General features: G+C 39.6%; 10 protein-coding genes. 3 read left to right on the top strand and 7 right to left on the bottom strand.

Annotation, left to right across the window (positions count from 1 at the left end):
• Positions 1-235: 235 nt before the first annotated feature.
• Genes hypE through QT76_RS01690 form a run of 7 tightly spaced genes read right to left on the bottom strand, consistent with a single transcriptional unit; the run spans position 236 to position 11,780 of the window.
• Positions 236-1,234 carry a hydrogenase expression/formation protein HypE gene (gene hypE / locus QT76_RS01660; RefSeq protein WP_033616319.1) on the bottom strand — a complete coding sequence of 333 codons (999 nt, stop codon included), beginning with the start codon at positions 1,232-1,234 and terminating at the stop codon, positions 236-238.
• 2 nt (positions 1,235-1,236) lie between these two features.
• Positions 1,237-3,489: a carbamoyltransferase HypF gene (hypF, locus tag QT76_RS01665; RefSeq protein WP_033616320.1), complete on the bottom strand. Its 2,253-nt coding sequence runs from the start codon at positions 3,487-3,489 to the stop codon at positions 1,237-1,239.
• Complete coding sequence (locus QT76_RS01670; protein WP_033616321.1) at positions 3,486-4,478, bottom strand: agmatine deiminase family protein; 993 nt, start codon at positions 4,476-4,478, stop codon at positions 3,486-3,488. The genes hypF and QT76_RS01670 overlap by 4 nt, the downstream gene beginning before the upstream one ends.
• A gap of 51 nt (positions 4,479-4,529) precedes the next feature.
• The gene (locus QT76_RS01675; protein ID WP_033616322.1) at positions 4,530-5,228 is read right to left on the bottom strand and encodes a DNA-methyltransferase; all 699 of its coding nucleotides are present in this window, start codon (positions 5,226-5,228) and stop codon (positions 4,530-4,532) included.
• On the bottom strand, positions 5,225-6,670 hold the full coding sequence (locus QT76_RS01680; RefSeq protein WP_033616323.1) for a DNA cytosine methyltransferase: 1,446 nt from the start codon (positions 6,668-6,670) through the stop codon (positions 5,225-5,227). The genes QT76_RS01675 and QT76_RS01680 overlap by 4 nt, the downstream gene beginning before the upstream one ends.
• Before the next feature lie 35 nt (positions 6,671-6,705).
• Entirely contained in the window at positions 6,706-8,196 is a 1,491-nt protein-coding gene (gene putP / locus QT76_RS01685; RefSeq protein WP_033616324.1) for a sodium/proline symporter PutP, read from the bottom strand.
• 26 nt (positions 8,197-8,222) lie between these two features.
• On the bottom strand, positions 8,223-11,780 hold the full coding sequence (locus QT76_RS01690; protein WP_033616326.1) for a bifunctional proline dehydrogenase/L-glutamate gamma-semialdehyde dehydrogenase: 3,558 nt from the start codon (positions 11,778-11,780) through the stop codon (positions 8,223-8,225).
• A gap of 319 nt (positions 11,781-12,099) precedes the next feature.
• On the opposite strand from QT76_RS01690, the gene QT76_RS01695 reads away from it, so the two are divergent.
• From QT76_RS01695 to QT76_RS01705, 3 genes are all read left to right on the top strand, one after another.
• Positions 12,100-12,309 carry a hypothetical protein gene (locus QT76_RS01695; protein WP_000848998.1) on the top strand — a complete coding sequence of 70 codons (210 nt, stop codon included), beginning with the start codon at positions 12,100-12,102 and terminating at the stop codon, positions 12,307-12,309.
• Between the two features lie 311 nt (positions 12,310-12,620).
• Positions 12,621-13,430: a hypothetical protein gene (locus QT76_RS01700; RefSeq protein WP_080242392.1), complete on the top strand. Its 810-nt coding sequence runs from the start codon at positions 12,621-12,623 to the stop codon at positions 13,428-13,430.
• Entirely contained in the window at positions 13,431-14,072 is a 642-nt protein-coding gene (locus QT76_RS01705) for a hypothetical protein (RefSeq protein ID WP_033616329.1), read from the top strand.
• Positions 14,073-14,103 lie beyond the last annotated feature (31 nt).

Here is a 14,103-nt window from a genome sequence, read left to right on the forward strand (position 1 = left end):
GATTACATTCGCTTCAAACAAACTTGAGCCATTAAAAGGGGTTTGGTCGCTTCGCTCTCAATCTCAAACGCTTTTTTATCATCAATATCAAGCCCACTTTTTTTTGTAACACCCACCATAAAACCCTTTTGTTGTAAGTTTTCTCAAATAGATTGAGTATAGTAGACTTAGCTTAGGCGATCTCTAAAAAATTTTTAGAGGGCAAAGGCGTAGGGTTTTAAAAAGCGCTTTAGCTTTAACAAATCCTAGGCAACAATTCGCCCTCTGGCACCTCTAAAATCCTTTCAAAACCCCATGCGTTCTTTAAAACCACGCTAGGATAAGGGTTTTCAAACACTTTGCCAATCACACAAGCGTTTTTCGCTTTCTCGTTACTTTTTAAAATTTCTAAGGCTTTAGGGGCGTCCTTTTGATTGAGTGCTAAAACAAATACCCCCTCATTGGCTAGCGTATAGGGTTCTAGCCCTAAAATCTCACAAATCCCTTTAGTTTCTTCTTTTAAGGGGATTTTTTCTTCTTCTATGACGATTTTCACTCTAGAGCTGTTCGCCCATTCGTTCAGCACGCTCGCTAACCCGCCTCTAGTCGCATCTCTTAAGGCATCAATTTTGAGATCGCTTAAAAATAGGGGTTTCAATAAGGGATAGAGCAGTTGGCAATCGCTTTCTAGATTCGTTTTAAGCTTGATTTCATTACGCATCGCAAACAAGCTTGCCCCATGATTGGCGATAGTGTCGCTTATAATAATGGCTTGCCCTTGTTGTAAATGGCGCGAAGAAATCCCTGGCTTGATGATTTTACCAATACAAGTTGTGTTGATAAAAAGCTTATCCACGCTCCCCTTTGGCACGACTTTAGTGTCTAGGGAGAGGAGTTTTAAGTTGGCTTTAAACAATTCTTTTTGTATGGATTGTAAAATTTGTTTTAAAAGAGGGATTTCTAAGCCTTCTTCTAAAATAAAACCCATATTCAAATACAAAGGTTCGCCCCCTTGCACGCTCACGTCATTCGCGCTCCCGCAAACGCAAAGCTTGCCTATATCGCCCCCATTAAAAATTAAGGGCGTGATGACAAAACTATCCGTGCTTACGCAATATTCCCCACTAGCTTTAAATTTAGGGGCGTCTTCATCAAATGCAACAATAAATTCTTTTAAATAGGGCATAAAGATCTGCTCAATTAAAGCGTTTGTTTCTTTCCCTCCGTTCCCGCATGCTAGAGTCACGCTATCCATTTTTATCCTTTTTTAATGATTGTAGGGTTGAAATACGCCATTAAGGCTTGACCGACAGGGATACTGCTGTCATTAGGGGGGAAATGCTTGTGGAAAAAATACTGCCTCTTTAGCCCCCTCAATCGTTGGGCCAATTGTTCGCACAACAATTGGTTACAAAACACGCCCCCACTGCACACCACGACATGCTCTTTAAAGGGTGCAATCAAAGCGGTAATGATTTCTACTAGGCTGTTAAAAAATTTCTTAGCGATGCGTTTGGGTTCTAAAACGCCCAAATCCTTTTCAAACGCTTGATAAAATGCTTTCAAACCCACCACGCTGTTTTTGATTTCAAAAGGGTAAAAGGCGATCTCATCGCTTTGTAGGGCTAGATTTTCTAAAACCTGCCCGCTCTCGGCTTCAAAACTGATCGTTCCCACTAAATCCAAACTAAACGCTACTATATCAAACAAACGCCCTATGGAGTTGGTGGCTATGCTTTGAATTTTTTTGTCATGCATTTGTTGGAAAATTTCTAATTCGTCTTCTTTAAAATGCTTTTGAACACGCCTTAAAAGTTTGTTGAGTTGGTGTTTTAAAGCGATTTCTAAAACCAAGCGTTTAGGCTCTTTGATCGCTTTTTGCCCCCCTAAAAGCCAAAATTCTTCAAATCTAGCCACTTCTTCAATGCGTTCCAAATCCCCCACAAAACACTCCGCCCCATAAATCTTATTTTCGTAAGCCCCACTCCCGTCCCAAACAATACCTATAAAGGGGTGATTTAAATGCGGATCTTGTAACAATGCGTCTAAGATACTCGCTAAAAAGTGGGCATGGTGGTGCTGGACTTGCAATAAGGGCATATTAAAATCAAAAGCCATTTGAGTGGTGGTGTAGTTTTGATGCTTATCGCAAGCTAAGAGCGTGGGCTTGAAATCATAGGTTTTTAAGAAAAAATTCAGGGTTTCTTTAAAGTGTTTTTCATTTTCTAAAACGCTCAAATCCCCACAAAAAGGCGAGAGTAAAAGAACAGAAGTCCCGCTATCCAATAAGCTAAAATGCCCTTTTTGTTGTGCTCCAAGCGCTAAAATCTTTTTTGGCGAACCATTAGAGCGTTTGGGCAAAGTGAGGTAAAGGGGGGCAAACCCCCTAGCCAAACGCATGGGGCGAATGGCATTATCCATGTGCTGCACGATACTATCATCAATCCTGTGGATGATGGCGCGATTGTGCGTGAGCTTAAAATCAAAAATAAAATGAAGCGAATCGATCTCTTTTTCATCGCTCGCTAAAGGGAGGGAGCTGAAATTCGCGCTCGTGAATACAATAGGGAAATCCAATAAATCTAGTAATAAAGCATGCAAAGGGGTATAGGGCAAGATAACGCCATAAAAGGGGGAGTTTTTGGCGATATTGGGGGCTAATTGGATGTCAGGTTTTTTACGCGCTAAAAGAATGGGGGCGCTTGTAGAATTCAAGCTCTCGCATTCTAACGCGTTCAAAAACGCATGCTGTTTGGCTGATTCTAAGTCTTTAAACATGAGCGCGAAAGGCTTTAAGGGGCGGTTTTTTAAAAGCCGTAATCTTTCTATGGTTTGAAAATTCCTCGCATCGCACAAGAGAGCAAAGCCCCCCAAACCTTTAAGAGCGATGATTTTACCCTTTTGAATGTCTTTAGCGCATTCTAAAAGAGCGTCATCATTTTTGAATCGCTTGTAATTGAGCGCGATACCGCACTTTTTGCAGCTGATGCCTTGAATGTGGAAGCGCTTATTGGTAGGGTCTTGATAAATAGAAGCACAAAATTCACAGAGTTTGAAAGGTTTTAAGGCGGAGTTTTCTCTGTCATAAGGTAAGGCGTTTAAAAGGCTGTATCTCGCCCCGCACTTTGCGCAAGAATTGAAAGCGTAATGAAAATAGGGGGAGTTTTTATCTCTAATTTCGCGCAAGCAATCCTCGCACACGCCTAAATCTTTAGGGATTTGACTGAGCAAATTTAAAGGGCGGTTCTTGCTTTCTAAAATCCTAAAATCATTGAAATGAAGCGCCTTATCATAAGGGCTAATAATGATTTTTTCCACCAACGCTAAGGGGGGCAATCCTTTTTTTAGGGCGTTTAAAAAAGACTCTGTTTTGTGAGCGGGTAAGATGATCTCTAAAGCCGCTTGGGTGTTACGCACAAAGCCTACAAGCCCTAATTTTTGAGCTAGGGTATAAATAAAAGGGCGCATGCCCACGCCTTGAACCACGCCAAAAAGCGTGATTTTATTCAATAAAGTTGCATCGTTACACAATGCAAACTCCCATGCTGTTTGATTAAGGTATTGCAATCAACCCCTACCACTTCTAAGGGCGTGTGTTGTCTTAAGGTTTCTAAAATGAGCGCGTCTTTAGGGTCGTTGTAAGTGGGGACGATGAGAGCGTTATTGCACAATAAAAAATTCACATAAGTTGCCGGTAAGCGTTGTTGGTTTTCATCAAAAATGGCTTTGGGGATTTCTAGGGGGATGAGTTTATAAGGCGTGCCGTCTAGTTTTTTAAAGGTTTTTAATTCTTCTTGCATTTTTTTTAAGGCTGTATAGTGCTCATCGTTTTCATCTTTGCATGCGCTATAAACAATGGTGTCTTTATCTAAAAAACGAGCGAGCGTGTCGGTATGGCTATCGGTATCATCGCCTTTGAGATAGCCATAAGAATACCACAGCACTTGTTTAGCCCCTAATTCTTTTTTAAGCATGTTTTCTATTCCATTTTGATTCAAATGGGGGTTACGATTTTTTTCTAGCAGGCATTGGGTGTTGGTTAAAACACTCCCAGCCCCATCGCTTTCTATGCTCCCGCCCTCTAAAACATAGGGCATTGTTTTTAAAGGGTGTTTTAAAAACCCTAAATGTTTGAGCTTGAAATTCACTAAATTATCTAAATTGGACGGGTATTTTAACCCCCAGCCATTAAAGCCAAAATCCAAGCACTCTAAAACGCCCTGATTTTCAATACTGATCGCTCCAAAATCCCTAGCCCATGTGTCGTTAGTGTCAACCTTTGCGATTTCTACACCAGATAAGTTTTTAAGCATCTCATAGCCGATAGTGTCGTTAGTATGGACGCACACTAACACTTTAGCGTGTTTGGCTATGGTTTGAATGATGTTTAAAAAGCTCTCTCTGGCTTCTTTGATGCAATACGCCCAGTCGCCAAACTCATGGGGGAACGCCATTAAAATCGCTTGGATTTTTTCAAACTCCGCTAACATTCTTTTCATTAAAAATATCCTTTTAAATAACTATAACACAATCTCATTCAAATAGCGTTTTTAAAACAGATTCAAACGCTTTTGTGCGGTTTGAAAATATTCTTTTTCTGATTCTATACCGATAAATTTTCGTTCTAAATTTTTGCACGCTAAACCGGTGGTGCCGCTCCCCATGAAAGGATCTAGCACGATGTCATTAGGGTTTGTGTGGATGGAAATGATTTTTTCCATTAAGGCTAGGCTTTTTTGCGTGGGGTGTTTGGTCTTTTCAAGCCCGCTCACCACAGGGCTTTTTAAGATCAAGGGCCGTAAATATTTTTCATTTTTGGGTTTGTTAAACACCCATTTAGCTTTCTTTTTAACCGCCCACAGGGCAAATTCCGTGTCTTGGACATAGCGCCGGTGGATGTTTCTTGGCATGGGATTAGTTTTAATCCATTGGATGAAGTCTTTGACTACAAAGCCGTTTTCTTCTAAAAAATCAGCGATATAGCTTATAAACCTGTAAGAGCAAAAAATCACCATGCAGCCGTTTGGATTGATTAAGGGGGCGTAGCGCTTGATCCATTCTAAAAGCTTGAAATTTTTATCCCATTCCCCAAAATCTATGCCTTGTCTTTTAGCGCTCTTTAGGGTGGAAAAATTGTTTTTAACCGAAATGTTATAAGGAGGGTCCGTGATGATCGCATCCACTTTTAAATTTTGCTGGTAAAAATCTTTGATGATTTCAAAAGCGTCAGCGTGATAAATTTGTATCATTTTCTTAAGTTTTTTAAAATCGCTTTGCCTAAAGCTAGGGCTAGAAGAGGAGGCACAGCGTTACCGATTTGCTTGCAAACGCTCGTTTTATTGCCATAAAAGATATAATTATCGCTAAAACTTTGTATCCTGGCGGCTTCTCTGGGTGTGATAGAGCGGTGCAATTTGGGGTGGGAGTTGGTGCCATTGCTGGGAGTGTCAAAGCGTGTGTCTATGGTGGGACTGATTTTATTCCAATTTAAGCGCCCCCATGTGCTTTTGAATTGCTGTTTGCCATGCAAGTTTTTAGGCAAGCATTCTTTGCCTTGTTCTTTGTTAATGAGCTTTAATTTCTCTAAAGCGGCTTGCGAGTGGTTGGTGGCTTGATGGTTGTATAATTTAGGGCTATCTTTTCGCATCAAAGCCTGATAGCTTGATTGGATGGGGTTTAAATAATCGCTCTCAAACGCCCCCTCATTAGAACAAAGATAAGCCAAATCGCTTATGGCATCTTGAACGCTCACGCTTTGAGAAGGCTCTAAAAGATTGAAATCAAAACTAAAACGACTAGCCCCTACAATAAAAGCCCTCTCTCTGTTTTGAGGCACGCCATAATCTGAAACATTTAAGACAATCTTATTACCGACAATTCTATGAGGCTTTTTGTTTAATTCTGTATTCTCAAACGCGCTTTGTCCTTCTTTTAAATCCTTAATCCATTCTTGCATATGCTTTGGATAAGTTCTAAAACTATGATAAAAATCTGCACTATCATACTCGCCCCAAGCAAGTGGTTTTAATGAGCCTATCACTTCTTTTAAGGTTTTTTCTTGTTTGAAATCAGGAAAAAATTCTAACGCGCTTATAAAATCTTTAAACTCTTTACAAACCCCTATCACTAAAGTTCTTGTTCGGCTTGAATTAGCTCCAAAATTTTTAAAATTGATTACCTCATCATAGAGCATATAATCACCACTCAAATTTTGCTCTATCATAGATCCTATTTCTAGCAAATTGTCATTTTTGTCTATACAACCTGTTTTATAAAAACTAGGGACATTTTCTAAAATAAAAAATCTGGGTTTGATTTGTTTGATCAAATCAATGCTTTCAACCACTAAAGAATTCCGTTTGATTTCATCGTTTTTCTTTTTATGATTGGCTACGCTCATGCCTTGACAAGGTGGGGTTGCTACCACTAAATCAACCCTATCATTACCAAATTTTTTAGAATAAAATCCAATTTGCTTTAAAATTTTTTCTTTTGTTTCTGGCTTTTTAATGTCCCCACTAATGTAGCTTTCATCTAATTTGCATTTACGATTGATCCTTTGGATATTCAAGCGTTTTTCTAAAATTTCATTGGTAGCAACGCATTCAAACCCCTCTTCTAAAAGCCCATAGCACCCCACTCCTGCCCCAGAAAATAAAGAAACATAGGTTAAAGTTTTATCCAAAAGCATAGGGGCTTTAAAAGACCAAACAAGATTTATTCATCTTAACGTTTCAAGCTCTCAATTTCTTTAAGCATGGTTTCAAAAGCCTCTTTAGTGCCTGCTCGCACGCTAGAAAACAAACTAAACACCACAATAGCTACGCTCGCTACAATAAAGCCCGGAACGATTTCATAAATATCCAAAAAGCTTTTGCCAAATTTATCGTATAAAATCACCGTGCTAGCCCCAGAGAGCATGCCAGCAATCGCGCCAATGCGTGTCATTCTTGACCAAAAAAGCGAGAATAAAATCACAGATCCAAAACTTGCGCCAAAACCAGCCCATGCGTAACTCACGATGCTAAGGATGCTGGCGTTTCTATCCGTTGAAATGAAAAAAGCGATGCAAGCCACCCCTAAAACCGAAAGCCTAGAAATAACCATCACTAATTTTTGCGGAGCATCTTTATTGAAAATCGTCGCATAGAAATCTTCAGCAATAGTAGAAGAGCTTACAAGCAGTTGCGAACTGGCTGTGCTCATCACCGCCGCTAAAATCGCACTCAACAAAATGCCTGTGATCCAAGGGTTAAAGAGCAATTGACTCATCACAATGAAAATCTTTTCAGGGTCTTCCAAGCTCAAATCAAATTTATGCACATACGCAACGCCTAAAAGCCCCATAACGCATGCCCCAATCAAAGAAACAACCATCCAAGAAATCCCAATAGTGGTCGCTTTAGGCACATCTTTAATGGAGCGGATAGACATGAAGCGCACTAAAATATGGGGTTGCCCAAAATAGCCTAACCCCCAAGCAAGGCTTGAAATAATAGCGACTACGCTAGAGCCTTGCAAGAAAGAAAGGTTTTCAGGCTTGATCTCTCTAATGATTTTAATCCCCTCTCCAATCCCTCCAAGATGGATTATCATAACGATCGGCACCACGATTAAAGCGCTCATCATCAAAAGCCCTTGAATCAAATCCGTCCAGCACACCGCCTTATACCCCCCTAAAAAGGTGTAAGAAACAATGATTAGCGTGCCAATGCTTAAAGCGTAGTTGTATTGAATGCCAAAGGTCGCTTCAAAGAGTTTAGCCCCACTCACTAGCCCTGAAGAAATGTAAAAAATAAAAAAGATTAAAATCACAAAAGCTGAAATCAAGCGCAAGATGTGTTTGTCATCGCTAAAGCGCGTTTCAAAATAATCTGAAATGGTAATAGAATTAGCGATCACGCTCGTATAAATGCGTAAGCGCTTAGCCACAAAAACCCAGTTAATAAGCGCTCCCAAACTCAATCCTATGGCGATGTGTGAATTGATAAGCCCCCCCACATATAAAGCTCCAGGTAATCCCATTAAAAGCCACCCGCTCATGTCACTCGCTCCCGCGCTCAAAGCGCTAATCACAGGCCCCATAGAACGATCGCCTAAGAAATAATCTTCAGTCGTTTCATTTTGTTTGTAAAAATAAAAACCAATATAGAGCATTAACAGCGAATAAACGACAAACATCGTAACAATAGGGGTGCTTAAAACAACATGTCCCATTTTGATCTCCTTATTTAATACAATATTTATTTTTCAGCACAACATGAATTGCGGCAAGTGGGTTGCCTTAAAACCCTTGAGCCTAAATTCCCGTAACGATGATACGAAATGCTAACCGATCGCTCTAAGTGGTAATACAGCAATTCAAAACGCCCGTTCAAGCAGGGTTTAGTCGTGGCTAAAACCATCCCTAAAGCACTCGCTTGTTCGTGCAATAAATCCAAATCGCTTTTTAAATAACGGATACGATTGAAAGCATGCAATTTTTCGCTAAATTTTTGCAAGCTTTCATAAACGATAGGGGCGTTTGCTCGGAGCGTTTTTAAGCATTCTAAAAAAAAGGTTAAATCCTTGTTCGTTCGCTCGTTTTCTATGCTGAGCGTTAAAGGGATTTGAGAAACTAAACACGCTAAAGCCACGCCTAACATATCGCTTAAGGTGTCCTTTTCGGTGATGCGATAGCCCACGCTTTTAACCTTAGTGTAGGAAAAGAGATTGTCTTCGCCTCTGATTTTGACATAGTCTTTAGCTTGGCTGAATTCATGCTTGTAATGATAAGCGTAGCTCTTCGCCATAAAAATCGCGCGCTTCAACTCATGCGTGTGTTCGTCATAGCCTTTTTGAGTTAAGTTTTCTAAGGCTTCGCTTAAGGGATTTTTTAGGGTGCGTTCATCTTCTTCTTCTTGGTGGATATTCACAAATTGCGTGATATAGTTAAAAATACCTACCTTCCTCCCAAACCCCACAGCGGATTTTTTAACCCCCCCAAAAGGCTGGCGCAAAACGATCGCTCCTGTGGTGGGCTTGTTGATATAGATATTACCGGCTTCAATGCGTTCTAAATAATATTCCCACTCCCTTTCGTCCAAAGACTCTAACGCGCTAGTCAGCCCGTAACCGGTAGAATTGACTATCTCTATCGCTTCGTTTAAATCTTGCGCTTTCATCACGGATAAAATGGGCGTAAAAAGCTCAGTTTGGTGCGTGAAATCGCCTTTTTTAGTGCCGTATTTGATACTTGGCTTCATCAAATAGGGGTTATCATTGACAAAACTTGCCGGGATTTCGTAATTTTCATAGCTTTTCAATTCATCTATGGCTTTGATGACCTTTTCATTAGGCTTGTCCGCTAGAGCACCAATTTTGTTTTTGAAATCAAAAGGATCGCCCACGCTAAGGCTTAGAGTCGCATCTATCAAAGTCTTTTTGAAATTCTCATCTTCATAGACTTCTTTTTCCAACACTAAAAGCGAAGTGGCGGAGCATTTTTGCCCTGAATTGCTAAAAGCTGAATGGATAACATTCTTAATCGCCTGATCCCTGTCTGCCATTTTGCTCACAATGGTGGCGTTTTTACCGCCCGTTTCAGCGCTCAAGGCTAAAGTGGGGTTAGCTTTTAACATTTTATAAGCGGTGTCTTCGCCCCCGGTTAAAATGGCAAACTGGATGTTTTCATCTTTTAAAAGGTGTTCGCTAATATCGCTCCCTTTAGAGGGCAAGTAAATGAGCGCATCTCTTGGCACGCCCGCATCCCAAAAGCACTCACAAAGCTTATAGCCGGTTACGCTAGACAAACTTGAGGGCTTGTAAATCACCCGATTGCCCGCGGCTAGGGGGGCAGCGATAGTGCCTACAGAAATGCCCACAGGGAAATTCCATGGGGCAATGACCACACCCACGCCTTTGGGGGTGAATTGCGTTTTTGTGTTTTGCTCTTGTAACACCCTTAAGCTGTAAGGGTAAAACTCTAAAAAGTCAATGGCTTCGCTCACTTCAGCGTCCGTTTCAGCGAAAGTCTTACCCACTTCTAAAGCGGAAATCCCTACTAAATCGCCCCTTCTTTCTCTAAAAAGCTGGGCGGTTTGACTCAATAAAGCATGGATTTCTGTGAAGCTTTTTTGACTGAAATGACTCTTATCGCTTTTAGCCACTTCTAGGGCTTTTAAAATCGCTTCTTTATCCGCTAAATGCACGCTGGCGATTTTTTTATGATGGATTTTATCAAAGACTTCTAAAGGGGTTAAATTAGGATCTTCAAATCTCCCATCTATTTCTGGGTAAAGCTCTAAAATAGGAGCGTTATGCATTTTCTCGCGCACTTTTTTAGCCCATTCTCGGTTGGCTTTTAAGATAAAATCGGTATCGCTTTCGTTTTTAAAGGAGTGGTTTGGGTAGGTGGTATGCCCGGTTTGCTTGGCGTTTCTATCTTGAGTCCTGTGGGTAGCGTTGTCTAAAGTGGCGATTCTTTTAAGGCTGTTTAAAAAGCGTTGTTCTTGGTCTTTCCATTCGCTCGTGCCTACTTTGAGATTGAAGAAAGCTTTCATGAAATTATCGCTTGAGGTGTTTTCATCTAACCTCCTCACCAAGTAAGCGATCGCATTGTTAAAATGCGCTTCATCGCACACCGGCGCATAAAGAATGAGCTTGTGCATCTCTTTTAATTCCTGGCTCGCTTGCAAGCTCATGCCCTCTAGCATTTCAAAGCTAAAATGCTCCAACACAACAGGGTCATTAAGGGCATGGATGCGCGTATAGACATAAGCGATTTCAAAAATATTATGGCTCGCTGCACCAATATGAATGTATTTATAATTATCGCCCTCTAAAACAAAATCCAGCATTTTATTGTAATTAGAATCGGTGTCTTGCTTACTAGAAAATGTGGGTAACGCCCAGTCTTTCATAGAAGCGATAGTCTCTTCGCTCTCCATGTTCGCTCCCTTAACAAAGCGGATTTTAATGGGCTTTAACCCTTTTAAAACCCTTTCTTTAGAAAAAGCATGCAGTTTTTTTAAATATTCATAAGAATCAGGGATATAAGCTTGCAGCACAATTCCGGCGTTCAAATCAAATTTAGCGATGGATTCCATAAAAGACTCCACCGTGAGCTCTAAATCCCTAAATTCCTCCATGTCTAAATTGATGAATTTAGGCATGCCTTGTTTTTTTTCTTCTTCTAAAGCTAAAGCGTAAAGAGCGTCTAATCGTTTGACAATCTCTTTTTTAGAGTATTCAAAATCAAGGATATTGATTTGAGAAAAAATCGTCGTGATTTTAATGGAAATGTATTGGATATAGTTGGATTTTAGGGCTTGAGAGTATTTTTCAAAACGTGCATTAGCTTCTTCTTCGCCTAAAACTTCCTCGCCGATAAAATTCACGTTCAAAACGATTTTTTCATTTTTTCTTTTTAAAATCCGCTCTCTTAATTTATTCTCTTCTTGATCCAAGACCATTGCTTTCGTGTCGCTTCTGATTTTATTGACAAAGAAAGGCACGCTCATATCAGGCAGCATTTTCCCAAAGCTTAAAAACCCCATTAAAAGCACTTTTTCAAACGAGGAAAAAATCTCACGGCTTTTGTATTTGTCTAAAACATGCTCAATCATTTCAAAGCGGGCTTTATTGTCCAAACACCTAAAACTCCGATCCATAAGCTCTATGAGCATGACTTTGTTTTCAGGGTTGTTTAAAAGCTTTTGCATTTTAGAGTGGAACGCTTTTTCCTGCTCGCTCAAATGGCTACTGATACTATCTTGCAGTTTTTTAGCTAATTCTAATGAATCGTCAATGATTTTTTGCATGAGCTTACCTTTTACTTAAGAATTTGGCTTGATTGTAGCATGTTTTAAGCGGGTGGCTTTAATCTCATTTATTGGTAATGTTTTTTAATTTTAAATTTTGTTCTAGTGGTAATTAATTCTCATTCTAACCTTTTTGAGTTTATCACGCATTTTTACACAATGATAAGAATTTGAGTGATAATTTGTATTGTTTTTAGCTTCATTTACTTTTCGTTTAATAATAAATTATAACATTCGCATCGTGTAATTTAAAACCATTGAATGAAACGATTTTGAATTAAACGGATTGACAAAAATTTTACAAAACAAAGGATATAAAATGAAAACAATTAAAAATGGTATTATGATCGGCACACTCGGTGCGTTGTTATTGAGCGGTTGCTCTAGCTTTGATGCTCAGCGTTTCGCTTGTCTCCCTAAAGACCATTCTTCAAAAGACGCTTCTACCAAAAAAGAAGCGCAATACATGCCTAAGGGCTTTTTTGACCCTTATTCTTCTAACTTAAACCACTGGGATTCTACATTCTAGGGGTTTGTTAGAGGGGGCGAAAAAAGGGGGGGAAATAAATCTCATTTTAAGTTTTCTCAAATTACAATAACAATCTTTTTAACACTGATATAATATAAAAGGAGATATTCTTATGAGTGGCACTCATATTGCAGAAAATACGAATAATGAGAAAATAGAAAAACCAAAATATTTCAAATCCCACTGCTTCCACCCCCCCCAATGATAATGAAGAGCTTTTAAAACTTGTTAGAGATCTTACAGATCGCCTTAAAAAATTAGAAGATCTTAAATTAGAAGACTTTGAACCCCTTAGAAAACCCTCTCATCTTATAGGCTCTTTCTTTTCGCTTGGAAAATCTTCTAACGACACCCAAGAAAACTCAAAAGACGCTCAAAAAAAAGAGGAAGAGCTTAAAAAAGTCCAAGAAGTCCAAGAAGAAAACGCCAAACTAAATAGAGATAAAACAGATCTAACTAGAGAAAGAGACAATCTAACCAATCAGCTTAATGCATCACAAAAGCAAGTGCAAGTGTTAGAACAATCTCAACAAGTTTTAAAAAATGAAAACGCCGATCTGACTAGCAAAAACGCCGAGCTGAATAACAAGATCACCGGGTTATCCACAGAAAAAGATAATCTAACTAAAGACAAAGAAAACCTAACCACAGCGCTATCAACAGCAAAAAGCCAAGCCGAACAAACGAGCCAAAAACTAAACGAGCTAGAGCAAAAACACGCTCCATACCAAAAATTAGAAAAACTCTATGAAGTCTTTTTGGAAGTCAAAGATCGCTTGAATTTTAATTTTGTAGCAACCACTCACAGCGCAATGGATTTGATCGCATCTGTTCTTAGCGATAGCAAATACTATGTAGAAAGCCTTTATAACAAAGCGAGCCAAGAATTAAGCGATAAGAGGAGCGATAAGGGCGAGAAATTAGCTGAATTGTTTGATTTGCTTTTTGAATATATTAAGGATAGTAAATTTGAGCGTTTGAAAGAGCCAAGCGCTTATGACTATTCTTGCAAAACGCTATACCTAGAGCAAAACTCTTCTCAAAAGATACGAAGAGTGGTCTTAAGAGGCTATAAGCACAATGATAAAGTGTATCACACTATCGTGGATATGGGATCATAAATGGGAACGCTCATTGAAAAATGGTTTGGCTTCTCTCAAATCAGAGAAGAATTAGAAGCCCGCATTGGTGAGTTAGAAGATGAAAACGCCGAATTATTCACAACAAAAGAAAAGCTAACCAAAAAAAACACCGAGCTAACCCACAAAAACACCGATCTGACTAACAAAAATAAAACGCTAACCACCGAAAATGACAAGCTCAACCACCAAGTTATCGCGCTCAATAAAGAGCAGGGCAGCCTCAAACAAGAGCGAGCGAAATTGCAAGATGCGCATGGGTTTTTAGAAAAACGATGCACCAATTTAGAAAAAGAAAACCAACGCCTAACCGACAGGCTCAAACAATTAGAAAGCGCTCAAAAAAATTTAGAAAACACTAACAACCAATTACGGCAGTCTTTAGAAAACTCTAACGCCCAATTAGCGCAAGCTAAAGAAAAAATAGCCACAGAAAAAACCGAGCTGGAGCGAGAAATCGCGCGCTTGAAGAGTTTAGAGGGTATGGAAGCCAAAAGCGATCTGGACTTACACAACAGGCGTTTAGCGAGTGCAAACCAGGATTTAAAACGCCAAAACAGAAAATTAGAAGAAGAGAACATGGTGCTCAAAGAGAGGGTTGATGGCTTGAAAGAGCAACCCTAAAAACAACCAAAACCATAATTAAAGGAGAAAT

Source organism: Helicobacter pylori SA37A, from assembly GCF_000476015.1.
Classification (GTDB): domain Bacteria; phylum Campylobacterota; class Campylobacteria; order Campylobacterales; family Helicobacteraceae; genus Helicobacter; species Helicobacter pylori_DB.

Excerpts from the sequence above, each read along its gene's own strand:
- hypE (WP_033616319.1), bottom strand. The coding sequence starts at position 1,234 with ATGGATAGCGTGACTCTAGCATGCGGGAACGGAGGGAAAGAAACAAAC.
- QT76_RS01670 (WP_033616321.1), bottom strand. The coding sequence starts at position 4,478 with ATGAAAAGAATGTTAGCGGAGTTTGAAAAAATCCAAGCGATTTTAATG.
- QT76_RS01675 (WP_033616322.1), bottom strand. The coding sequence starts at position 5,228 with ATGATACAAATTTATCACGCTGACGCTTTTGAAATCATCAAAGATTTT.
- QT76_RS01680 (WP_033616323.1), bottom strand. The coding sequence starts at position 6,670 with ATGCTTTTGGATAAAACTTTAACCTATGTTTCTTTATTTTCTGGGGCA.
- putP (WP_033616324.1), bottom strand. The coding sequence starts at position 8,196 with ATGGGACATGTTGTTTTAAGCACCCCTATTGTTACGATGTTTGTCGTT.
- QT76_RS01690 (WP_033616326.1), bottom strand. The coding sequence starts at position 11,780 with ATGCAAAAAATCATTGACGATTCATTAGAATTAGCTAAAAAACTGCAA.
- QT76_RS01695 (WP_000848998.1), top strand. The coding sequence starts at position 12,100 with ATGAAAACAATTAAAAATGGTATTATGATCGGCACACTCGGTGCGTTG.
- QT76_RS01705 (WP_033616329.1), top strand. The coding sequence starts at position 13,431 with ATGGGAACGCTCATTGAAAAATGGTTTGGCTTCTCTCAAATCAGAGAA.